Origin of the sequence: Achromobacter sp. ACM04 (genome assembly GCF_014851465.1) — a bacterium.
In the GTDB taxonomy this organism is placed as follows: Bacteria; Pseudomonadota; Gammaproteobacteria; order Burkholderiales; family Burkholderiaceae_B; genus Achromobacter; species Achromobacter aegrifaciens.
Genome location: NZ_JACUZS010000004.1, coordinates 66774 through 88672, shown reverse-complemented (window position 1 = coordinate 88672; position 21899 = coordinate 66774). Strand labels below are relative to the sequence as shown.

The following is a 21899-nucleotide window of genomic DNA, read 5'->3' as shown; positions in this document are numbered from 1 at the left end:
GATGGGCGGACGACAGGAAGCGAACCAAATGCGCGGCGCGTTTCGAATGCGTGATTCTATCGCCGCCGCAAGGGGTATTAGCACTCTGCGTTCGCGGCTGCCAATCGCGCAGACCTCCGTAATCCGTGGCTTGCAGGCGATTCGCGATGCGCCAGCGCTATCGATATGCCATCAAGTTTGCGCAGGTTTGCGTGGTTGCAGCGCGTGTCTATTGCATGAATTTGAAAGCGCGCGACACGACTATTTTTGGCCTTGCGTTAAATGAATTGCCACAAAAACGTCAATTGGCTTTAGCATAGGCACATGACTTGGCGCCACGCACTGATGGACTACACCGTGCAATGCCACGCGCCCTCGTCACCACGGATCCTCGTGCAGCGTCATCGGTGCTTTTCACAACCGGACCTGCACGCTGCTGAACGAAGACGCTACGCGCCGTTCAGACCGTCCGCTGCCATCGCACAGCGGGCGCATCGGGTTTATGCCCGCATCATAAAAATCCCTGGGACATCGCTCTTCCCTTCAAATCATTGCTGAGCATTTCATGTGCGGATGCACCATGCACGCACACATACAGCGATATGCTGAAGTCGAACGAGTGAACTTATTCACTTAAGTTGCATTCCCTGACGGAACTTGCATCCGAAGAGTGCAGCCTAACTGGAAAGGGCCTGATCATGCCTTTGGTTGATGTGTGGCGAAAGCAACATACCATCCGGCCGACAGTGCTTATCGCGAGATTGTCTAGTAATGCGCGAGCGCTGAGGCACAATGGGGGCAGGTAGGGACGTATTGGATTTTTCGCGTGTTGTAGGAGGTTTCCGTGCAAAACATCGTCGAAGGCTTCAAGTCGCAGTATGCAAGAGAGCAGGAATCGGAACTCTCTCTCGAGGAGTACCTCAACCTCGCCAAAAGCGATCCCATGGCGTACGCCAGCCCCGCAGAACGCATGCTGGCGGCAATAGGCGAACCCGAAGTCGTGGATACGCGCAACGACCCACGTCTTTCCCGTTTGTTTTCCAACCGGACCATCCGACGCTATCCGGCGTTCCAGGAGTTCTACGGCATGGAGGACGTGATCGGACAGATCGTCGCGTTCTTCAAGCACGCCGCGCAGGGACTGGAAGAGCGCAAGCAAATCCTCTATCTGCTGGGCCCGGTGGGCGGCGGCAAGTCGTCCATCGCGGAGCGGCTCAAGTCGCTGATGGAGGCCTATCCCATCTACGCCCTGAAGGGGTCGCCGGTCAACGAATCGCCGCTCGGACTGTTCCACCCGGAACGTTTTGGCGACACGCTTGAAAAGGAATACGGCATCCCGCGGCGCTACCTGAGCGGCATCATGTCCCCCTGGGCCGTGAAGCGCCTGAAGGAGTTCGACGGCGACATCTCGAAGTTCCGCGTCGTGCGCCTGAACCCGTCGGTGCTGCGCCAGATCGCCATCGCCAAGACTGAACCTGGCGACGAGAACAACCAGGACATTTCGTCGCTGGTGGGCAAGGTCGACATCCGCATGCTCGACCGCCACTCGCAGGACGATCCGGATGCCTACAGCTACTCTGGCGGGCTGTGCCTGGCCAACCAGGGGCTGCTTGAATTCGTCGAGATGTTCAAGGCCCCGATCAAGATGCTGCACCCCTTGCTGACGGCAACCCAGGAAGGCAACTTCAAGGGCACCGAAGGCTTTTCCGCGATCCCGTTCAACGGCGCCATTCTGGCCCACTCGAACGAATCGGAATGGCAGACCTTCCGCAACAACAAGCACAACGAGGCGTTCCTCGACCGTATCTACATCGTCAAGGTGCCTTACTGCCTGCAGGTGTCGGAAGAGGTCCGTATCTACGAAAAGCTGCTGCACCACAGTTCGCTGTCGGCGGCGCCATGCGCCCCGGGAACGCTGGACATGATGGCGCAGTTCTCGGTCCTGACGCGCCTGAAGGAACCCGAAAATTCCAGCATCTATTCGAAGCTGCGCGTCTACGACGGCGAAAGCCTGAAGGACGTGGATCCCAAGGCCAAGGCCCTGCAGGAATACAAGGACTATGCCGGCACAGATGAAGGCATGACCGGGGTGTCGACGCGTTTCGCGTACAAGATCCTGTCCAGCGTCTTCAACTACGACCAGACCGAAGTCGCCGCCAACCCGGTGCACCTGATGTACGTGCTCGAGCAGCGGATCGGCCGCGAAGACTACCCCGAGGAAATCCGCCGGCGCTATCTTGAATTCATCAAGGGCTACCTGGCGCCGCGCTACGCGGAATTCATCGGCAAGGAAATCCAGACCGCCTACCTCGAGTCCTACTCGGAATACGGCCAGAACATCTTCGACCGCTACGTGACCTTTGCCGACTGCTGGATCCAGGACGAGGAATTCCGCGACCCGGAAACCGGCGAAAGCTTCGACCGCAGCGCGCTCAACGACGAACTGGAAAAGATCGAGAAGCCGGCCGGCATCGCCAACCCGAAGGACTTCCGCAACGAGATCGTCAACTTCGTGCTGCGGGCGCGCGCCAACAACAACGGCCGCAACCCGACCTGGACCAGCTATGAAAAGCTGCGCGAAGTGATCGAGAAGAAGATGTTCTCGAACACCGAAGACCTGTTGCCGGTGATCTCGTTTAACGCCAAGGCGTCGGCCGAGGACAAGTCCAAGCACCAGAGCTTCGTGGATCGCATGGTTGAAAAGGGCTACACGGAAAAGCAGGTGAGACTGCTGTGCGAGTGGTATCTCCGTGTGAGGAAGTCTTCCTGAGCGAGGTGAATCATGAATTCACTCATCGATCGCCGTCTTAACGGGCGCAATAAAAGCGCCGTCAACCGGGAGCGTTTTCTCCGGCGTTATAAGAACCAGATCCGCAAGGCGGTACATGGGATGATCCGCGACCGCTCCATCCAGGACATGGATCAGGGCGGCGAGATCAACCTGCCCGCCCGCGACATCTCCGAGCCGACCTTCCATCACGGCCAGGGCGGCGACCGCGAGATCGTGCACCCCGGCAACCGCGAGTTTGCCAAGGGAGACACGTTCGACCGGCCGCAAGGCGGGCAGGGGGAAGGCGGCTCCGAGCCGGGCGAAGGCGAATCGGTCGACCAGTTCACCTTCAGCCTGTCGCGGGCGGAATTCCTGAACCTGTTCTTCGAGGACCTGGAACTGCCGCACATGGCGCGCACGCAGCTGGGCGAGGTCAGCCAGAAGAAATGGCAGCGCGCCGGCTACACGACCACGGGCTCGCCCAGCATGCTGAGCATCAGCCGCACGCTCAAGTCCTCGCTGGCGCGCCGCGTATCGCTCGGCGTGAAGGCGCGCGCCGATCTGGAGGATGCCGAGGAGCGCCTGGCCAAGGCGCTGGAAGCGGGCGCTCCCGCCGACGAGATCAAGGCGCTGGAGCAGGACGTCGAAGGTTGCCGCGAACGCCTGGCCCGCGTGCCTTTCCTGGACGACCTGGACCTGCGCTACCGCAACCGGGTGTCGGTGGCCATCCCGATGGCGCGCGCCGTCATGTTCTGCCTGATGGACGTGTCGGGCTCCATGGACGAAAACAAGAAGGACCTGGCCAAGCGCTTCTTTTCGCTGCTTTACCTGTTCCTGTCGCGCAAGTACGAACACGTGGACCTGGTTTTCATCCGCCATACCGACAACGCCGAGGAAGTCGACGAACATACCTTCTTCTACGATCCCAAGAGCGGCGGCACCATCGTGCTGTCGGCGCTGGAACTGATGCGCGAGATCCTGGAGAAGCGCTATCCGCCGACCGCCTGGAACGTGTACGCGGCGCAGGCCAGCGACGGCGACTCGTTCGGCGCCGACGCGGGCAAGAGCGCGCGCTTCCTGGCCGAACATCTGCTGCCGGCCACGCGCTACTTTGCCTACATCGAAGTGCCCGACTCGCAGGAGGCGCGCAAGAGCAGCCTGTGGGCGGAATATGAACAGAAACTGGAGCCGCATTTCGTCATGCGGCGCATCTGCGAACGCGGCGAGATCTTCCCCGTGTTCCATGACCTGTTCAAAAAGGAAACCGCATGAATGCCATCGTGGGAGCGCTCGTGGAACCGGAGGCCGCCGGCAGCGCCCGGCCCATCTCCCAGGGTTCCGAATGGACCTTCGAACTGATCCAGTCCTATGACGACGCGATCTCCAAGGTCGCCGCCGAATACGGACTGGACACGTACCCGAACCAGATCGAGGTAATCACCTCGGAACAGATGCTGGATGCCTACGCGTCGGCCGGTCTGCCTATCGGCTATCCGCACTGGTCGTACGGCAAGGAATTCATCCGCAACGAGCAGTTCTACCGCCGCGGCATGCAGGGGCTGGCGTACGAGATCGTCATCAACTCCAACCCTTGCATCTCCTATCTCATGGAAGAGAACTCCATGACGATGCAGGCGCTGGTGATCGCCCACGCCTGTTACGGCCACAACTCGTTCTTCAAGGGCAATTACCTGTTCCGGCAATGGACCGATGCCGACGGTGTGCTGGACTACCTGGTCTTCGCGCGCAAATACGTCATGTCCTGCGAGGACCGCTATGGCATCGACGCGGTGGAATCCTTGCTCGATTCCTGCCACGCGCTCTCGCACCACGGCGTGGACCGCTACAAGCGCCCCACGCCCATTTCCTACAAGGAAGAGGCCGCGCGCCAGGCCGAACGCCAGGAACATGCCCGGCTGCAGTACAACGATCTGTGGCGTACCCTGCCGCGCCTGGAGGCCGACAAGGACACCCACGTCGAGGCCTCGGTGTTTCCGCCGGAGCCCGAAGAGAACTTGCTGTACTTCATCGAGAAGTATTCGCCCAAGCTCGCGCCGTGGCAGAAGGAACTGGTGCGCATCGTCCGCAAGGTCGCGCAATACTTCTATCCGCAGACCCAGACCAAGGTCATGAACGAAGGCTGGGCCACGTTCTGGCACTACACCATCCTGAACCGGCTGCATGAAAAAGGCTTGGTCAACGACGGCTTCATGATGGAGTTCCTGCAAAGCCACACCAACGTGGTCAGCCAGCGCGGCTTCGACGAACGCGGCTACGGCGGCATCAACCCCTATGCGCTGGGCTTTGCCATGATGTCCGACATCCGCCGCATCTGCGAGGCGCCGACGGCCGAGGACCGGCGCTGGTTCCCCGACATCGCCGGCGGCGACTGGCTGAAGACGCTGGACTTCGCCATGCGCAACTTCAAGGACGAGTCCTTCATCTCGCAATACCTGTCGCCCCGCCTGATCCGCGAGTTCCGTTTCTTCGCGATCTCCGACCACCAGGCCAACCCCAAGCTCGAAGTCGCCGCCATCCACGACGACGAAGGCTACCGCGACATCCGCCGCCTGCTGGCTGCGCAACACAACCGCGACAACATGGTGCCGGACATCCAGGTGGTCCGCTTCAACCGCGACTCCGACCGCTCGCTGGTGCTGCGCCACCTGAAGAGCCGCGGCCGCCCGCTGGCGGGCGAGGACGCCGAACAGGTGATGAAGCACCTGGCCCGACTGTGGGGTTTCAGGGTGCGGCTGGAAGAGACCGAGCCGGACGGCACCGTCAGCTCCTACCGGGAACAGGACCCGCCGGCATCAGCCTCCTAGTGGTCGGCCAAAGCAGGGGACGCCGTTGGCGTCCCCTTTTCTTTGTCCGCTTGTCGGCGCTGTGCGAAATCTGCTAGAATCGCGGATTCGCATTTTCTGCAGCGGCTCGCCCGCAGCGAAAATCGCAGATAGGACAGGTGGCCGAGTGGTTGAAGGCGCACGCCTGGAAAGCGTGTATACGTCAAAAGCGTATCGGGGGTTCGAATCCCCCTCTGTCCGCCAGAATTCGCACTGCAAAGCAGTACACAAAAAACCCGCAAGCGCTCAAGCCTTGCGGGTTTTTTTCATTTTCGCGGCATAAAAAAAACGCCGCCCGGCGTAATTTGCCGGGCGGCGTCTTGGACCGGAACGCTTACGCGCCCACCGGTTTCCCATCAGTGCGCCGCACCACCACCGTAGCCGAGCGCGCATCGCCGCCGCCCGTGCGCAACGTGTTCCACGTCTTATCCGGGTGCTGAATGTTGATGAAGAACGTGGTCAGGTCCGGCGTGTAGGCGATGCCGGTGATTTCGCAGCCCAGCGGGCCGACCAGGAAGCGCTTGGATTCGCCGGTCTTCTGGTCGATGTAGTACATCGAGTTGTTGCCGAAGAAGTCCGTGGTCGAGGCGCTGGTGCCGGCGTCGGTCTGGACCCACAGGCGGCCCTTGGGGTCGACGCGGATGCCGTCGGGGCTGGAGAAGGTGTCGCCGTTGACGTTGCCGGTCAGGTTTGCGGCCACGCCGTCGGCCTTGTCGCGGCCGGCCAGCAGCAGCAGGTCCCACTCGAAGGTGGTGGCCAGGGGCGAGTCGCCGCGCTCGTGCCAGCGGATGATGTGGCCGTGCGAGTTGTTGACGCGCGGGTTGGCGGCGCTGGTGCGCTTGCGGCTGCCGTTGTTGGTCAGCGTGCAGTACACGGTCTTGTCCACGCCCACCGTGATCCATTCCGGGCGGTCCATCAGCGTGGCGCCGGCGACGCGGGCGGCGGCGCCGGTGTTGACCAGCACGTCGGCCTGCGTATTGAAGTTGACGAGCTTGCCGGTGATCACGGTGCCGCTGGCGACCTGCGTGAAATTGCCGGGATCGGTGGCGCCGGCGGTCAGGTTGTTCTTGCCCACGGTCAGTTCGACCCAGTTGCCGCTGCCATCGTCATTGAAGCGCGCGGCGTACAGCGTGCCTTCGTCCAGTAGGCCCATGTTGGCGGCGCGGTTGGCGGGATCGTACGGCTTGCTCGGCACGAACTTGTAGATGCAGCCAGGCGTGGTGTCGTCGCCCATGTAGAAAGCAACACGGTTGTTCTCGTCCAGCATGAAGGCCGTGTTTTCATGGCTGAAGCGGCCCATCGCGGTGCGCTTGACGGCGGTCGAATCCGGGTTCTGGGGATCGATTTCCACCACCCAGCCATAGCCTTCGTCGGCCGGCTTGCCGGCGTCGCCGGTCTTGTAGTGGTAGTTGTTGAGCGTTTCTTCGCAGGTCAGGTAGGTGCCCCAGGGCGTGTCGCCGCTGGAACAGTTGTTCAGCGTGCCGACGACGGTGTCGCCCACGACGGACTTGGCCGGGCCGCTGACGTTGTAGACGGTGTTGCCGGTGTAGCGCTTGTTGTAGCGCGAGTCGGTCTTGACGGCCCATGCGCCATTGGCGCTGCGCGCGATTTCGATGACGGACACGCCGACGTTGGACAGGCGGGTCTTCACGCCTTCGACGCTCTGGTCCAGGGTCTCGTCGTCCAGCGCTTCATGGTTCAGCACCAGCAGGCCGCCCTGGTTGGGGTCCACGCCGGGCAGGGCATAGAAGTGCATGCCATCGTGCTGGCCGCCGGATTGGGTTTCCGTGGCGGGATAGGACTGCGGCACGCCGGCGTAGCCAGCCGAGCCGATCATGCACTTGTCGCCGGCGGAGTAGAGCACTTCGGCCACGTAACCTGCGGGAACCGTGACGGTGTCGGCGACGATCTTGTCGGCCAGCGGGGTGAACGTGACGGAATAGTCGGGGCCGGGGGGCGGCTTGGTGCCGCCTTCGCCCGGCTCGTTGCCGGAGGTGTCGTCGTCGTCATCGTCGCTGCCGCCACAGGCGGTCAGCAGGGTCGATGCGCCGAACACGGACAGCATTGACAGGCCGAAGCTGTTCTTCAGCAAAGTGCGGCGCTGGGGATTCGCGGCGACGATTTCGTCGAACATCTGCCCGGGAACGGTGACTTCGTCTTGGGCTTCGCGATAGGGGGCGCGCAATTTATCAGTCAAGTAAGACATTCCAACCTCATAGTGTCGCGATCGAGTCGCTCAATTGTTTGTAAGCAAAACGAAAGCGAGGTTAAAGGTCGGTCGTTACAACGGGGTGACGATAGTGTGAAGTCCTTATGGTTAAGTGGGTAGTCCGCCGCCTGACCGAGTCCGTGATCGGAATTCCGGTTGAGGCGGCGGCGTTGCGATTGTCAGTCTTGCGGCCCGACGATGGGCGTGACGTCCAGCACATACATCTGCCGCTCGCCTTCGTGCACGGAGTCGATGCAGACCTGCGTGCCGTCGCGGCTCCAGCGCGGATGCAGGTCGCAGCGGTTTTCCTTGGACAGATTGGGATCGGCGTAGAAGCTGCCCAGCGAATGGCGCAGGCCGGTCTGCATGTCGTAGAGGAACAGGATGCGCTCGTGCGTGGTCGAGTCCGGATAGGTGTCACTGAGCAGCCAGCGCGTGTTCACGGGAGAGTAGGTCATGTGGCCGTTCTCCGTCAGCACGCCGTCGCCCACGACCTGGACCGCGCCGCCGGGCGCATCGCGGTAGAGGTGGTAGTGGATGCTGCCGTCATGCGGGCCCCACACGATGATGGTCTGGTCGTCGCGCCACAGCGGGTGCGAGATCTGGTATTCGGATTTCTCGTAGTCGAACGTGCCGACCGCGCCGGGATCGAAGTCGTCGGCCAGTTGCGGCAGCGGATGGTCGGAGCATTCCAGCAGGCGCATGTCGCTGCCGTCGGCGTTCATGGTGATCAGCCGGTGCAGGAAGCAGGTCTCGTCCTTGACGCGTTCGGTCCAGCGGTGCAGGAACAGGATGCGGGAGGACGAAGGATTGATCTCGATATGGCTGACCCAGTGGATGGCGCGCTCCATCGAGTCGCGCGGATGGAAGTTGCGCAGGTCGGCGTAGCTGACAAGCAGGCGGTGCGCGCCGCTTTCCAGGTCCATGCTGTGGATGCCGTCGTCGGCTGGGGCGTAGTCCACGGGGCCGGGGGCGTGTTCGCTGTAGCCGATGGTCTCGTGCGTGATGTAGAGGCGGCGGTAATCCACGCAGAGCGCGTAGCGGCTGTCGGGCGCGGCCACGTAGATGGGCAGCGGCAGGTGGCGCGTCTGGCCGGTGGCGACGTTGTGGACCGCGGAGCGGAAGCCCGGATAGAAGCCGCTGTCGTCGTCGCGGCGGCAGTTGTAGATCATCTGCGGCTCGGACTCGCCGTCCAGCCATTGCAGTTGGCAGCCCATCTGCCAGTTCCAGGCCGTGGTGCTGCCCACGGCGTGGTAGCGGTCGCCGTCCTGGAGATCGAAGTAACCCACCTCGGCGCTCAACTCGGGCGTGAGCCGCGCGTCCTTGAACGGCGTGCGGTTGGCCAGCAGATAGCGGCCGTCGCGATGCCAGACGGTCTTGTTGTAGTAGCCGAAGAAATGATGGTGTGGCGTGGCGCCCAGGCGGCGGCAGGCGATGGGCGTGGCGAGCATGCGGTTCATGGATGGCAGGGCAAAGAGGAAGTCGGAAAGAAAAAAGGGCGGCGCAGGCGCCGCCCCGGGCGTTCAGCCCGCAGTGATGTGTTCGGTTTCGATGACCTGGTTCCAGCGGGCGCGTTCGCGTTCGACGAAGGCGCGCGCGTCGGCGGGGCTGTTGCCCACCGGAGTCATGCCCAGGCGCTCCAGGCCTTCGCGGAATGCCGGGTCGGCGTAGACGCGGCGCAGGTCGGCGCTGATCTTTTCGATCAGCGCGTCCGGTACGTCCTTGCTGGCGGCCAGCGTGGTCCAGGACGTCACGGTCAGGCCGGGCAGGCCTGCTTCGGCGGCGGTGGGGACGTCGGGCAGGGCTGGCGAGCGCGTGGCGCCGGTGATGGCCAGCGCCTTCAGCTTCTTGGCCTGGATGTAGCCGATGGTGGTGGGCACGTTCTCGAACAGCAACTGGATCTGGCCGCCCAGCAGGTCGTTGGTGGCGGCCGAGCTGCCGCGGTATGGAATGTGCACGATGGGCGCCTGCGCGGCCATCTTGTAGAGCTCGCCCACCATGTGCACGGACGAGCCCACGCCGGCCGAGCCGAAGTGCAGCGTTTCCGGCTTGGCCTTTGCCAGCGCGGTGAGTTCGGCCAGGGTGTTGGCTTCCAGCGCGGGGTTGGCCACCACCACGTGCGGCATCTCGGCCACGATGGTGATCAGCTTCAGATCGCGGGCGGGTTGGTAGTTGAGGTTCTTGTAGACCCCGTAGGTGGCATGCAGGCCGATGGAGCCCAGCAGCAGCGTATAGCCGTCCGGCCCCGAGTCGGCGACGAACTTGCCGCCGATGTGCCCGCCCGCGCCGGGGCGGTTTTCCACCACTACCGACTGGCCGTAGAGCTTGCCCAGGTGTTCGGCCAACAGCCGTCCCTGGATATCGGAGCTGCCGCCCGCGGTGAAGGGCACGATGATGCGCACCGGGCGGTCGGGATAGTTGGCTTGCGCGTGCGCGGCCAGCGGCAGGGCGGCTGCCGTCAGGCCCAGGCACAGCGTTTGCAGGAGTTGGCGCCAGGAGCGGCGGAGGTTCATGTGGTTTCCCCTGGAAGGTTGGGTAGTGCGGGGGGCGCATCTGGCGGCGCCCTTGGGAAAACCAGTGTAGGAGTCCTCATGTATTTGAAAAAATTCTTTTTTCAACATAGGCTATGCAAGTTTGCTATACATTGCCCGCCATGAGCCGACCCCTGAATTTCCGCCAGATCGAAGCCTTCCATGCGGTCATGCTGGCCGGCACCACTACCGGCGCGGCGCAGATGCTGCGCACCACCCAGCCCTCGGTCAGCCGGCTGCTGGCGCAGGTGCAGCAGGCCAGCGGCCTGAAGCTGTTCGACATGGAGCGCGGCCGCTTGCGGCCCACGCGCGAGGCCAAGGATCTGTTCGATACCGTGCAGCGGCACTTCGTGGGGCTGGAGCGCATCGAGGACCGCGTTGCCGCGATGCGGCGCAGCGGCAGCGGCGTGCTGCGGCTGGCCTGCACCCCGGCGCTGGGCCTGGGCGTGCTGCCCGGCGCGATCGAGACCTTCGCGCAGCGCTATCCCGAGGTACACATCAACATGCAGACCGTGGGCAGCCAGTATCTGCGGGAAGGGTTGCTGCACGGCACCTACGACCTGGTGGTGACTACGGCGCCCATGGACGGCGCACAGCTGGAAATGCAGGCCTTGCACGAAAGCGCGGCGGTTTGCGTGATGCGGCCCGACCATCCGCTGGCCGCGCAGCCGTCCGTCGACATCATGGACCTGGACGGGCGCCGTCTGCTGGTGCTGAACGCGGATGACGACGTCTATCTGCAGCTGCGCGGCGCGATGCAGGAACATCAGGCGCAGCCCGCCTCGGAAATCGAGACCACCTATTCATCCACCATCTGCGCGCTGGCTGCCGCCGGCAGCGGCCTGGGCGTGGTCAATCCCTACATCGCCGCGGTGTTCGCGGACCGTTTGGCGATACGGCCGTTCACGCCGCGCCTGCCGGTGCGCGTCAGCATGGCTTACCCCACGCAGACCGCGCCGTCGTCGGTGACCGAGGCCTTCGTGGAGATCCTGGCGCGCGGTTTCCAGGCGCAGCCGGACGCGACCTGAGCGCGGCAGGGGCCGCGCCCGGGCTCGCGTATCATCTGGCCATCGCGTCGCCTCAGCTCTTGCGGTTTTCGTAAGACGTATCCAGCACGTCATCTTCCGGGGTGATGATGCCAGGTTCGCCAGGTTCCGCCATGGCGCGTCCGCGCCTTGGCATGCCGGCGACCTCTTTGCTGTGGTCCGCCATCGGCAGGATTTCGGTGCCTTTGCGCGGGTCGACGGCGACGGGTTGTTCCGTTTCAGCGGCCTTGGCCGCCTGCGGATCGGGGGCGGTTTTCAACATGATGTCTGCTCCGCTTGCGGGCGTCCCGGGATGGCGACGCGCCTGGTTGCCACTTCCATCTTAGGGCCGTGCGGCCGGCTGGGAGCAGGAATGCCTGTCACGTTTGCAAGGGGCTGTTGCAGGAGCCCGACCCTTATAATTTCCGACGCCTCTCGGCTTGCCGCAAGCCGCCCGGTTTCTCACTTTCCATACGCCTACCTTGACTGAATCCGTCGAACGCTCCGTCCATGCTGAACTCGTTGCCGTGCTGGTCGCCGTCACCAACGGCGAGCCGCGGGTGCTGACGACCGACGATGCGCGCGCCTTGCCGGCCGGTCCCTTCAAGCTGTCGCACCGTTCGCTGCAGGCCGGGCTGCGCGCCTGGGTGGAGGAGCAGACCCATCACCCGCTGGGTTACGTGGAGCAGCTCTACACCTTCGCCGACGGCGACCGCTCCGATGAATCGGGCGCGCGCGTGATGTCGGTCAGCTACCTGGGCCTGACGCGCGAGGCGGGCGAGACCGGCGTGGCGCAAGTCGGCTGGCAGGATTGGTACCGCTACTTCCCCTGGGAAGACCAGCGCACGGGCACGCCCGCGCTGGTGGAGGAAATAATCGTCCCGCGTCTGGCCGCCTGGTGCGAAGACAGTAGCGATGCGGCCGTGCGCATGCGCCGCCGCCAACGCGCCGCCATCACCTTCGGACTGGACGGCTCGCCCTGGAACGAGGACATGGTGCTGCAGCGCTACGAGCTGCTGTTCGAAGCGGGGCTGGTGCCCGAAGCGGCGCGGCGCGGGGGCAAGGGCGCCGTGGTGCCGGGCGAACCCATGCGCCACGACCACCGTCGCATCCTGGCCACCGGCATCGCGCGGCTGCGCGCCAAGATCAAGTACCGCCCCGTGGTGTTCGAGTTGATGCCCGCGCAGTTCACCCTGCTGCAATTGCAGTTGGCCGTGGAGGCGCTGGCCGGGCGCGGCCTGCACAAGCAGAATTTCCGCCGCCTCATCGAGCAGCAGGCGCTGGTCGAAGAGACGGGCGAAATGGCCACGGGCACGGCCGGCAGGCCGGCCAAGCTGTTCCGTTTTCGTCGTGACGTGCTGCTGGAGCGCGCTATTGCGGGGAGCAAATTGCCGTTGTCTCGGGCGATGTGACGTTGAGATGCATCACGCTTGAGAGTCCAAGTCACCCAAGAGTTTTAGCGGTTCTCGCGGGTGTGCCACAGCCGCAGCACGTGGACAACCGCATCCTGGTTTTCGTAGCGAATCTCGTACTCTCCAACCAGGATTCTTCTCACCTCTCGTGGTTCGAAGTGGAACAGTTGTTCGCCAATACGCGGGTTGGTCTAAGAACTTGATCTTGCCCTGCTCCTGGCGACGCCGTGATCAGCGCGAGGCGGATTTCGGACTCGATGACACGCTAATGATCTCGAAATAATCATAGTGATTAAAATTTAATCGATCACACAAGCTATTTCAAACTGGACGGAAAATGGCTGACGCTTGACAAGCCTTATGCTCGTCTCTAGCATAAGTGGTGCGCAATCTCCGCGCGCCTTTTTTTAACTGGTAAATACTCAAAATGAGCATTAAAGCCGAAGCGCCTATGACCATCGCCCGACTGCCCGTTCCCCCTCTGCCGGAAGTCATGCTGGAGCCGCTGGTGCGCGCGGCCTTGCTCGAGGACCTGGGACGCGCCGGGGACCTGACCACCGACGCCATCGTGCCCGCCGACGCCACGGCGCAGACCCGTCTGGTCGCGCGCCAGGAAGGCGTGCTGGCCGGGCTGGACCTGGCCCGCCTGGCGTTTCGCGCCATGGACCCGGGCATCAAGTTCGACGTTGCGCTGCGCGACGGCAGCGAATTGCAGCCAGGCGCGGAAATCGCCCGCATCAGCGGTAACGCCCGCGCCATGCTGACGGCTGAGCGCGTGGCGCTGAACTTCCTGTGCCATCTGAGCGGCGTGGCCAGCGCCACTGCGTCCATCGCCCGCGCCATCGAAGGGTACGGCGCCCGCGTTACCTGCACCCGCAAGACCATGCCGGGCCTGCGCGCCGTGCAGAAGTACGCGGTGCGTGTCGGCGGTGGCAGCAATCACCGCCACGGCCTGGACGACGCGGTACTGATCAAGGACAACCACATCGCGCTGGCGGGCGGGGTCGCGACGGCGGTCGAGCGGGCGCGCGCCGGCATCGGCCACATGGTCAAGATCGAACTGGAAGTGGACACGCTGGAGCAGTTGGAAACGGCGCTGTCCCTGGGCGTGGATGTGGTGCTGCTGGACAACATGAGCTTGGACGATCTGCGCCGCGCCGTGGCCATGGCGCGCGGCCGGGCCATCACCGAGGCTTCGGGGCGCATCACGCCCGAAACCGCCGCGGCGGTGGCGGCCACCGGGGTGGACCAGATCGCGGTGGGCTGGATCACCCATAGCGCCAAGGTGCTCGACATCGGCCTGGACGCCTGACCTTCCGCCGGCCGCCGGCCGGCATTGCCCATGCCCCCGCGCGCATGCCGCGCGGGGACGCTTGCAAGCCCGCATCATGAATCGCCTGCTTAGCTCTGTTCTCGCATTCCTGGTTTTGCCCCTGGCCGCCTGCGGCAATTCACCCTCGGGCGAAGCGCCCAAGGACGCCGCGTATCCTTCGCACCCCATCACCATCGTGGTGACGTTTCCGCCGGGTGGCGGCACCGACCTGCTGGCGCGCCGCATCGGCGCCAGCCTGCAGGAGCAGTTCGGCATGGCGGTGGTGGTGGAAAACCGTCCTGGGGCCAGCGGCAACATCGGCGCGCGCGCCGTGGCCGAAGCGCCAGCCGACGGCCATACGCTGCTGATGGTCAATAGTTCCTTCGCGATCAATCCGGGGGTCTACAGCAATCTGGGCTTCTCGCCCAAGCAGGATTTTGCAGCGGTCATCAACGTGGCCTTCGTGCCGTCGGTGTATGTGGTGCCGGCGGTTTCGCCCTGGCGCAGCCTGGACGATGCGCTGGCCGCCGCCACGCCGGACCGCCCGCTGCCGTTCGCGTCCTGCGGCAACGGCACGCCGCAACACCTGGCCGGCGAGATGCTGTCGCGCGCCACCGGCGCACCTTTGCAGCACGTGCCTTACAAGGGTTGCGGACCGGCGCTTACCGACGTGACCGCCGGCCAGGTTGGAATGGGCGTGGTCACCGCGTCCAGCGCCGCGCCTTTGATTGCGGCCGGCAAGTTGCGGGCGCTGGCCGTGACCTCGCCGGCGCGCTCGCCGCTGTTGCCGTCGGTGCCGACGGTGGCCGAGCAGGGCGTGCCCGGCTACGCGCTGGACCAGTGGCATGGCCTGCTGGCGCCGGCGGCCACGCCGCCCGCGGTTGTGGCCAAGTTGAATGCGGCAGTGGCGAAGATCGTCCAGCGCCCCGAGGTGCAGGCGGCGCTGCGCGAACAGGGCTTTACGCCCGCCAGCAGCACCCCGCGTGAATTCCAGGCCATGATCGACGCGGATATCGACCGCTACACCGCCTTGACGCAGGCGATCGGCTTGCGCGCCGACTGAGCCGGGCGCAGGCCGGCCGGACTCAGGCCGCGGCGGCGGCCCGGGCGTGCTGTTCCAGCTGTTCCTTCAGGCCCGGCTGCAACTTGAGCTGGCGCGCCAGTTCGTCCAGATAGGCGCGTTCCATGTAGCTTTCCTCATCCACCACCAGCAGGCTGGCCAGGTACATCTCGGCCGCCATTTCCGGCGTTTGCGCGGCTTGCGCGATCACGGACGGATCCAGGGGGCGCGACAGTTCGGCTTCAAGCCAGCGGCGGTCTTGCGCGTCCGACGACAGCTTGGATAGTTCAGTTTCGAGCAGCGCGCGTTCTTCCGGGCCGATGTGGCCATCGGCCTTGGCCGCGCCGATCATGGCGGTCAGCACCGCCGTGCTGTGCTGCTCGGCCTGGGGCGCGGGCAGGCGGTCCAGCGTCTGCGGGGGAGCGGCCGGCGCGCCAGCCTGGCTGCGTTGCCAGTCGCCATAGGCGCGATAGGCCAGGGCGCCCAGCGCCGCCATGCCGCCGTACATGGCAACCTTGCCGCCGATCTTGCGGGCCTTCTTGCTGCCCAGCAGCAGTCCGAGCGCGCCCGCGCCCAACGCGCCGCCGCCCAGGCCGGTCAGGAAGGACGAACCCTTGCCGCCCGTGGCGTTCTGCACGCGATTGGTGGTGTCCGACAGCAGCCCTTGCCCGGACTGCAGCAGTTGATCGAGAAGTTGTCTGGCGCTCATGCGGCCCCCTTTAAAGTTTGCTCAGGTATTGCGGATAGAGATATCCGACCGGAGCGGGAGGCAGAAGTTCAGCTTACAGTCAGTTGCTTGCGCGGGCGACATCCTTGGAGCGCCCGCCAGGTGATACAACGTGGTCTGGGGCGGCCGCGGCGGCTGCCCGTCAGGACCCCGTTACCAGGAGACAGGACCCATGAGCATCCGCGTGAGCCAGAATGCGCCCAACACGCTGCAATTCACCGCCACGGCCGAAGGCCACGATCTGCCGCTGGACATGCCCCAGCCTGCCGGCGCCGGCCCCGACCCCCACGACTACTTCGACACCGCCCTGGGTGGCTGCAAGGCCATGACCTTGATGGTCTACGCGCAGCGCAAGGGCCTGCCGCTGGAATCGGTGGGCGTGGAAGTGGTGCGCGACGCCAGCGAGGAGCGCAAGGGGATCTACCGCCTGACGGCCAAGCTGACGCTGAACGGCGAGCTGTCCGACGCGCAGATCGACGAACTGCTGGCGGTGGCCGAGAAGTGCCCGGTGCACAAGCTGATGACGGCGGTGGATGTGCAGGTGTCCACCGTGGTGGTGCAGCCGGCCTGACGGGGCCGGTTGCGGCGGCAGGGGCCGGCGGCCCCGCCGCGGGCGGATTCAGTCTTCCATGCCCGGGACGATGGTCGAGAAACCGGCATCCACGTGGGTGATCTCGCCCGTCACGCCGGCGGCCAAGTCCGACAGCATGAAGGCGGCGACGTTGCCCACGTCTTCGATGGTGACGTTGCGACGCAGGGGAGCCTGGGCTTCCACGAACTTCAGGATGGCCGAGAAGTCCTTGATGCCGCTGGCGGCCAGCGTCTTGATGGGGCCGGCGGAAATGCCGTTGGCGCGGATGCCGCGCGGGCCCAGCGCCGTGGCGAGGTAGCGCACGCTGGCTTCCAGCGAGGCCTTGGCCAGGCCCATGGTGTTGTAGTTCGGAACCACGCGTTCGGCGCCCAGGTAGGTCAGCGTCAGCACCGAGCCGTTGCGGCCTTCCATCAGCGGCAGCGCGGCTTTGGCCATGGCGGCGAAGCTGTAGGCCGAGATGTCATGCGCGATGCGGAAACCTTCACGCGACAGGCCGTCGAGGAAGTTGCCGGCGATGGCTTCGCGCGGGGCGAAACCGATGGAGTGCACCAGGCCGTCCAGGCCGTCCCAGTGTTGGCCGAGTTCGGCGAAGGCGCCTTCGATCTGGCTGTCTTCGGCCACATCGCAGGGCAGCACGATCTTGCTGCCGAATTCAGCCGCGAATTCGCCTACGCGGTCCTTGAAGCGGTCGCCCACGTAGGTGAACGCCAGTTCGGCGCCTTGCTGGTGACAGGCGCGCGCGATGCCGTAGGCGATGGATCGGTTGGAAAGCACCCCGGTGACCAGGATGCGCTTGCCGGCGAGAAAGCCCATATTTCTATCCTTTGATTTTTTCCCTCTGGAATCCGCCTATTTTAAGGAGTTTGCGCGGTTTCGCGATATGAAAATCCCTGGGACGGATCCGACCGGCATGAGCCTTTAGGACGGTTTTCAGAGCGGCGGAAACAGGCGCACGAAACTGGCGAGCAAGGGATCGCGCTGGTCGGCGCGCCAGACCAACTCCAGATCGAACGTCAGGTCTATGCCGCCGATTTCCTTGAAGACCACGCCGGCCGGACCATGCAGCCGGAACGAGGCGGGAATGATGGCGCAGCCCAGGCCGGCCGACACCAGGCCGAGGATGGTGGGAAGATCGGTCGCCACGGCGGCCGGGCGCGTCAACGGAATGCCGGCGGCCTTCAGGATGCGCACCAGCGCGTCATAGTGCGAGGGCGATCCGGCGCGCGGGAACAGGATGAACTTCTGGCCCGCCAGGTCCTTGAGCGTGCGGATCTTGCCGACGTTGCGCGCCACCGCCGCGGGCATGGCGAGCAGCATGCGGTCTTCATAGATCTTCATTCCCTCCACTTCGCCATCGAGCGGAGAGCGCCAGGCGACGACGCCCGCGTCCAGCTCGTGGCGTTTGATCGCATCGAGCTGCCAGGCCGACAGGCCGGATTCCAGCTGTACATCGGTATCGGGCGAGGCGCGCGACAGGGCCGCGATCGCCTGTCCCAGGCCGGGCAGCCAGCTGTAGCCGGGCATGATGCCGATCTTCAGCGAGCCTGCCTTGCCATTGGCCGCCAGCGCCACCTGCGCCCGCAGGGTTTCGGAACCCGCCAGCATCAGTTTCGCGTGGGCGAGCAGCGCTTCGCCGGCGCGCGTGAGCGCCACGCCGCGCGGCAACCGGACCAGCAGTTGCGCGCCGAATTCCTCTTCCAGCGCCATCATCTGGCGCGACAGGGCGGGCTGGGCGATATGCAACGCCTTCGCCGCGCCGGCCACGCTGCCGGCTGCGCACACCGCCGCGAAGTAGCGCAACTGTCTCAATTCCATGCCATGCCTCCCGGGCATATGTAGCAAGCATCAAAAGTATTTGTTGCTGATCAGTCAAATACCTATATTTTCGGATTTAACCCCATAACGTATACCCAAAAGGTCTATGACGAAACCGACATTCCGCGAGTCGCCGTTATTGCGTGACCGGCGGGTCGCGCACCTGCCGGCACGCAACCCGCACTGCGCGACGGCCTTCACCGACATCGATCTCGACGCGCCTGGACGCCAGGCGGGCTTCCTGCACATCCCGCAGTCGCCGCACGAAGACGCCTGGGGCACGGTACGCATACCCATGGCGGTGCTGGCCAATGGCGACGGCCCCACCGTCATCCTGGAAGCCGGCAACCACGGCGACGAGTACGAAGGCCAGATCGTGCTGGGCGAACTCATCCGCGACCTGCCGCTGGACCGCATTCGGGGGCGCCTGATCGTCATGCCCGCGCTCAACGCGCCGGCAGCGGAAGCCGGCCTGCGTACCTCGCCGCTGGACGGCAAGAACCTGAACCGCACGTTTCCCGGCGACCATGCGGGCAGCATCACGGAACAGATCGCCGCCTACGTCAGCGACGAGCTGTTCTCGCGCGGCGACGCGTTCCTGAGCCTGCATTCCGGCGGTTCGTCGCTGGACATCATTCCCAGCGCGCTGGTCCAGCCGTCGCAAGATGCCGGGCAGACCCAGCGCAACATCGATGCCGTAATGGCCTTCGGCGCGCCGTTCAACGTGATGCTGGACACGCTGGGCGATACCCGCACCAGCGTCGCCACGGCCGTGGCGGCGGGGCTTACCTGTGTCAGCACCGAGATGGCGGGACGCGGCACGGTGACGGACAGTGCGCTCGCGCTGTGCCGCGCCGGCGCGCTGCGCGTGCTGGCGCATTGGGGCGTGCTGGACCAGGCTTGCGCCCAGCCGCTGGCGGCGCAGCCAGCGCCCCTGTGCAAGGTCAGCGGCGCGAAGTCCTACGTCATCGCCTCCGAACGCGGTGTGTTCGAGGCTTACCATCGGCATGGCGAAGCCGTCGAGGCCGGCCAGCCCGCGGGCCGCATCCACCAGACATTCGATCCGCGCCGCGCGCCGGTCGAGCTGGTTTACGGGACCAGTGGCGTCATCTTCGCCAAGCGCCATCCCGGCATCGTCGTGCCCGGCAACGTCTGCTGCGTCGTGGCCAGCGCGGCCTGATTCACCCATTTTTGAAGAACGGAACATGGCAATCCATATCGAAACCCCGGCGCTCGCATCCCGCGCCTTCTCCCTGCGCAGCGGCAAGGACGTGCGCCTGAAGATGGAGGCGCTGCAGCCCAGCGGCTCGTTCAAGGCCCGCGGCATAGGCCACGCCTGCCAGATCTACAAATCCCGCGGGGCCCGACGCTTCATCTCTTCGTCCGGCGGCAACGCCGGTTATGCGGTGGCCTACGCCGGCCGCATGCTGGCCACGCCGGTGACGGTGGTGGTGCCCGCCACGACCTCGGAGCGCGCCAAGAGCCTGATCCGCTCCGAAGGGGCGGAGGTCATGGTGCATGGCGCCTCCTGGATGGAGGCCAATGCCCGCGCGCTGGAACTCATGACCGAGGCGGATGCGTTCCTGCATCCCTTCGACGACCCTTTGCTGTGGGAGGGGCACGCGACCATGATCGACGAGCTGGCCCGGCAGGGCGGGCGGCCGGATGCGGTCATCTGCTCGGTCGGCGGCGGCGGGCTGCTATGCGGCGTGGTCGAAGGCCTGCGGCGCAATGGCTGGGCGGAAGTGCCGGTGATTGCGGCCGAGACGGCCGGCGCCGACTCCTATGCCCAGGCCCTGGGCGCGGGGGCGCCGGTGCTGTTGCCCGAGATCCGGTCCATTGCGACCTCATTGGGCGCGCGGCAGGTCTGCGACCGCGCGCTAGAGCTGGCGAAGGAGCATCCCATCGAGAGCGTGGTGGTATCGGATGCCGCCGCGGTGGCAGCCTGCGAGGACGTGCTGCTGGAGCACCGCATTCTGGTCGAGCCCGCCTGCGGCGCCTCGATTGCGGCGCTGGACGGCGGTTCGGATCTCCTGAAGAACGCACGATCGGTGGCGGTGATCCTGTGCGGCGGCGTGGGCGTAACGGCGGGCCAGCTGGCGCAATGGAGTACGCAGTTCGCGGCGCAGCCGCGGTAGCGGGTGGCGGATGGACATGAAAAAGGCGCGTCCCGCGGGACGCGCCTTTTTCATGCAAGCGCCGATCAGCCGCGGGCGTTGGTGCCCGGCACGCGCAGTTGCGAGCCGACCTTCAGGGCGCTGCCCTTGATGTTGTTGAGCGCGCGCAGCGCGTCGACCGAGGTGCCGTACTGCTTGGCCAGCGAGAACAGCGTGTCGCCCTGGCGCACCTTGTGGGTGCGGACATTGGGGCGGGCGCTGGCTACGCGGGCGGCTGGCGCCTGGGTGGTGCGGCCGCGCGGGGCGGCGGCCTTGTTGTCCGACGGTGTCGAGTCCAGCGCGCCCACCGGCGTGGCCAGCGAGGCCAGCTGCACGCCGCCCGTGCCGGGTTCGCCCGGCACCAGCAGGGATTGGCCGGAGGCGGATTTCTGGCGCGAACCGATGTCGTTGGTCTGGCGCAGCGTGGCTTCGCTCACGCCGAAACGCTTGGCGATCGAGGCGTAGGATTCACCGCGGCGCGTATGGTAGATCTTCCAGGCGCTGAGGTCGCCCTTGTAGTTGGTCAGGTTGGCGTTGAAGATCTCGACGCGGTCGGCCGGCAGCAGCAGGGTGGGGCCGTGGTCGCCGCGGATCACGGGACGGTTGAACGAGGGGTTCAGCGCCTTGAATTCGTCCAGCGGCATTTCGGCCAGCTTGGCGGCGATTTCCAGGTCGATGTCGCTGTTCTTCTGGACCGTCACGAAGTAGGGCGTGTTGCCCACCGGGGGCAGGGCCACCGCGTAACGTTGCGGATCGGCGATGATGTTCTTGATGGCCTGCAACTTGGGCACGTAGTTGCGGGTTTCATCGGGCATGTTCAGGGACAGGTAGTCCGTACCCTGGCCGGCCGCCTCGTTCTTGGCCATGGCGCGCTGCACCGAGCCTTCGCCCCAGTTGTACGAGGCCAGCGCCAGGTACCAGTCGCCCTGCATTTCAAACAGCTTTTCCAGGTAATCCAGCGCCGCGTTGGTCGAGGCGATGGGGTCGCGGCGCTCGTCGCGCCACCAGTCCTGCTTCAGGTTGAAGTGCTGGCCCGTGGCCGGCACGAACTGCCACAGGCCGGACGCCTGGGCGCGCGACAGCGCGGTCGGGTTGTAGGCGCTTTCGACGAAGGGCAGCAGCGCCAGCTCTGTCGGCAGGCCGCGGCGGTTGATCTCGTCGACGATGAAGTACAGGTATTTGCCTGCGCGTTCCGCCATGCGCTGCACCGACTCGGGGTGGGACGCGTAGTACTCGGTCCACTGCTGCGAGAGATCGGTGTTCAGGTTGGGGATGGCGAAACCGCGGCGGATGCGGTCCCAGGCGTCGGCGGGCGGGTTGGTCAGGTCAACCGTCCGGGACGTGTCGCGGGCGATGTATCGCCCTTGCGAATTGGTGGTGAGGTTCTTGCTATCGGGGGCTTTGGTTCCTGCGCAACCGGCGAGGACTGCCAGCATGAGCGGCAGAAGGAGTCGGGATAGATTCATCG

19 protein-coding genes, 1 tRNA gene and 1 pseudogene are annotated in these 21899 nt (G+C 65.1%); 12 read left to right on the top strand and 9 right to left on the bottom strand.

What is annotated here, in order from left to right:
* Nucleotides 1–146 precede the first annotated feature (146 nt).
* From IB259_RS22335 to IB259_RS22315, 5 genes are all read left to right on the top strand, one after another.
* A complete protein-coding gene (locus IB259_RS22335; RefSeq protein WP_156337471.1) occupies nucleotides 147–299 on the top strand; it encodes a hypothetical protein in 153 nt (50 codons plus the stop codon).
* A gap of 533 nt (nucleotides 300–832) precedes the next feature.
* Entirely contained in the window at nucleotides 833–2749 is a 1917-nt protein-coding gene (locus tag IB259_RS22330; RefSeq protein WP_370127010.1) for a PrkA family serine protein kinase, read from the top strand.
* A 12-nt stretch (nucleotides 2750–2761) separates the two neighbouring features.
* Complete coding sequence (locus tag IB259_RS22325; protein WP_054458415.1) at nucleotides 2762–4021, top strand: YeaH/YhbH family protein; 1260 nt, start codon at nucleotides 2762–2764, stop codon at nucleotides 4019–4021.
* Entirely contained in the window at nucleotides 4018–5574 is a 1557-nt protein-coding gene (locus tag IB259_RS22320; protein ID WP_082401331.1) for a SpoVR family protein, read from the top strand. Before IB259_RS22325 ends, IB259_RS22320 begins: the two co-directional genes overlap by 4 nt.
* 131 nt (nucleotides 5575–5705) lie before the next feature.
* A tRNA-Ser gene (locus tag IB259_RS22315) sits at nucleotides 5706–5796 on the top strand.
* Between the two features lie 130 nt (nucleotides 5797–5926).
* Here the strand turns inward: IB259_RS22315 and IB259_RS22310 are convergent.
* The 3 genes from IB259_RS22310 to IB259_RS22300 form a co-directional block, all read right to left on the bottom strand.
* A complete protein-coding gene (locus IB259_RS22310; RefSeq protein ID WP_192330132.1) occupies nucleotides 5927–7798 on the bottom strand; it encodes a PhoX family phosphatase in 1872 nt (623 codons plus the stop codon).
* A gap of 182 nt (nucleotides 7799–7980) precedes the next feature.
* Complete coding sequence (locus tag IB259_RS22305) at nucleotides 7981–9261, bottom strand: hypothetical protein (protein ID WP_192330130.1); 1281 nt, start codon at nucleotides 9259–9261, stop codon at nucleotides 7981–7983.
* A 63-nt stretch (nucleotides 9262–9324) separates the two neighbouring features.
* Nucleotides 9325–10314, bottom strand: a complete 990-nt coding sequence (locus IB259_RS22300; RefSeq protein ID WP_175181744.1) for a tripartite tricarboxylate transporter substrate binding protein — start codon at nucleotides 10312–10314, stop codon at nucleotides 9325–9327.
* Between the two features lie 140 nt (nucleotides 10315–10454).
* Between IB259_RS22300 and IB259_RS22295 the strand changes: the two genes are divergently transcribed.
* Nucleotides 10455–11360, top strand: coding sequence for a LysR substrate-binding domain-containing protein (locus IB259_RS22295; protein ID WP_175161259.1), 906 nt, complete (start codon nucleotides 10455–10457; stop codon nucleotides 11358–11360).
* A gap of 52 nt (nucleotides 11361–11412) precedes the next feature.
* On the opposite strand, the gene IB259_RS22290 is transcribed toward IB259_RS22295, so the two are convergent.
* Entirely contained in the window at nucleotides 11413–11640 is a 228-nt protein-coding gene (locus IB259_RS22290) for a hypothetical protein (RefSeq protein WP_054458424.1), read from the bottom strand.
* Nucleotides 11641–11839: 199 nt separating this feature from the next.
* Between IB259_RS22290 and IB259_RS22285 the strand changes: the two genes are divergently transcribed.
* Complete coding sequence (locus IB259_RS22285) at nucleotides 11840–12769, top strand: hypothetical protein (RefSeq protein WP_054458550.1); 930 nt, start codon at nucleotides 11840–11842, stop codon at nucleotides 12767–12769.
* A 44-nt stretch (nucleotides 12770–12813) separates the two neighbouring features.
* On the opposite strand, the pseudogene IB259_RS22280 reads toward IB259_RS22285, so the two are convergent.
* Nucleotides 12814–12960, bottom strand: a pseudogene (locus tag IB259_RS22280) (type II toxin-antitoxin system RelE/ParE family toxin); the annotation flags it as partial.
* Between the two features lie 236 nt (nucleotides 12961–13196).
* On the opposite strand from IB259_RS22280, the gene nadC reads away from it, so the two are divergent.
* On the top strand, nucleotides 13197–14081 hold the full coding sequence (nadC, locus tag IB259_RS22275; RefSeq protein ID WP_119450693.1) for a carboxylating nicotinate-nucleotide diphosphorylase: 885 nt from the start codon (nucleotides 13197–13199) through the stop codon (nucleotides 14079–14081).
* 76 nt (nucleotides 14082–14157) lie between these two features.
* The gene (locus tag IB259_RS22270) at nucleotides 14158–15144 is read left to right on the top strand and encodes a tripartite tricarboxylate transporter substrate binding protein (protein ID WP_054458428.1); all 987 of its coding nucleotides are present in this window, start codon (nucleotides 14158–14160) and stop codon (nucleotides 15142–15144) included.
* A gap of 22 nt (nucleotides 15145–15166) precedes the next feature.
* Here IB259_RS22270 and IB259_RS22265 read toward each other — a convergent pair whose 3' ends face one another.
* Nucleotides 15167–15850, bottom strand: a complete 684-nt coding sequence (locus IB259_RS22265) for a tellurite resistance TerB family protein (protein WP_054458430.1) — start codon at nucleotides 15848–15850, stop codon at nucleotides 15167–15169.
* 190 nt (nucleotides 15851–16040) lie between these two features.
* On the opposite strand from IB259_RS22265, the gene IB259_RS22260 reads away from it, so the two are divergent.
* Complete coding sequence (locus IB259_RS22260) at nucleotides 16041–16439, top strand: OsmC family protein (RefSeq protein ID WP_054458431.1); 399 nt, start codon at nucleotides 16041–16043, stop codon at nucleotides 16437–16439.
* 48 nt (nucleotides 16440–16487) lie between these two features.
* Here the strand turns inward: IB259_RS22260 and fabI are convergent, their stop codons facing one another.
* Nucleotides 16488–17273 (bottom strand): enoyl-ACP reductase FabI, encoded by a 786-nt coding sequence (gene fabI / locus IB259_RS22255; RefSeq protein ID WP_013391441.1) that lies wholly within the window; start codon nucleotides 17271–17273, stop codon nucleotides 16488–16490.
* A gap of 117 nt (nucleotides 17274–17390) precedes the next feature.
* Entirely contained in the window at nucleotides 17391–18275 is an 885-nt protein-coding gene (locus IB259_RS22250) for a LysR family transcriptional regulator (RefSeq protein WP_175181741.1), read from the bottom strand.
* 106 nt (nucleotides 18276–18381) lie between these two features.
* Between IB259_RS22250 and IB259_RS22245 the strand changes: the two genes are divergently transcribed.
* Both IB259_RS22245 and IB259_RS22240 read left to right on the top strand, forming a co-directional pair.
* A complete protein-coding gene (locus IB259_RS22245; RefSeq protein ID WP_192330128.1) occupies nucleotides 18382–19455 on the top strand; it encodes a succinylglutamate desuccinylase/aspartoacylase family protein in 1074 nt (357 codons plus the stop codon).
* A 25-nt stretch (nucleotides 19456–19480) separates the two neighbouring features.
* Entirely contained in the window at nucleotides 19481–20413 is a 933-nt protein-coding gene (locus IB259_RS22240) for a pyridoxal-phosphate dependent enzyme (protein ID WP_175181739.1), read from the top strand.
* Nucleotides 20414–20478: 65 nt separating this feature from the next.
* Here the strand turns inward: IB259_RS22240 and IB259_RS22235 are convergent, their stop codons facing one another.
* Nucleotides 20479–21897 (bottom strand): transglycosylase SLT domain-containing protein, encoded by a 1419-nt coding sequence (locus tag IB259_RS22235; RefSeq protein ID WP_054458438.1) that lies wholly within the window; start codon nucleotides 21895–21897, stop codon nucleotides 20479–20481.
* Nucleotides 21898–21899 lie beyond the last annotated feature (2 nt).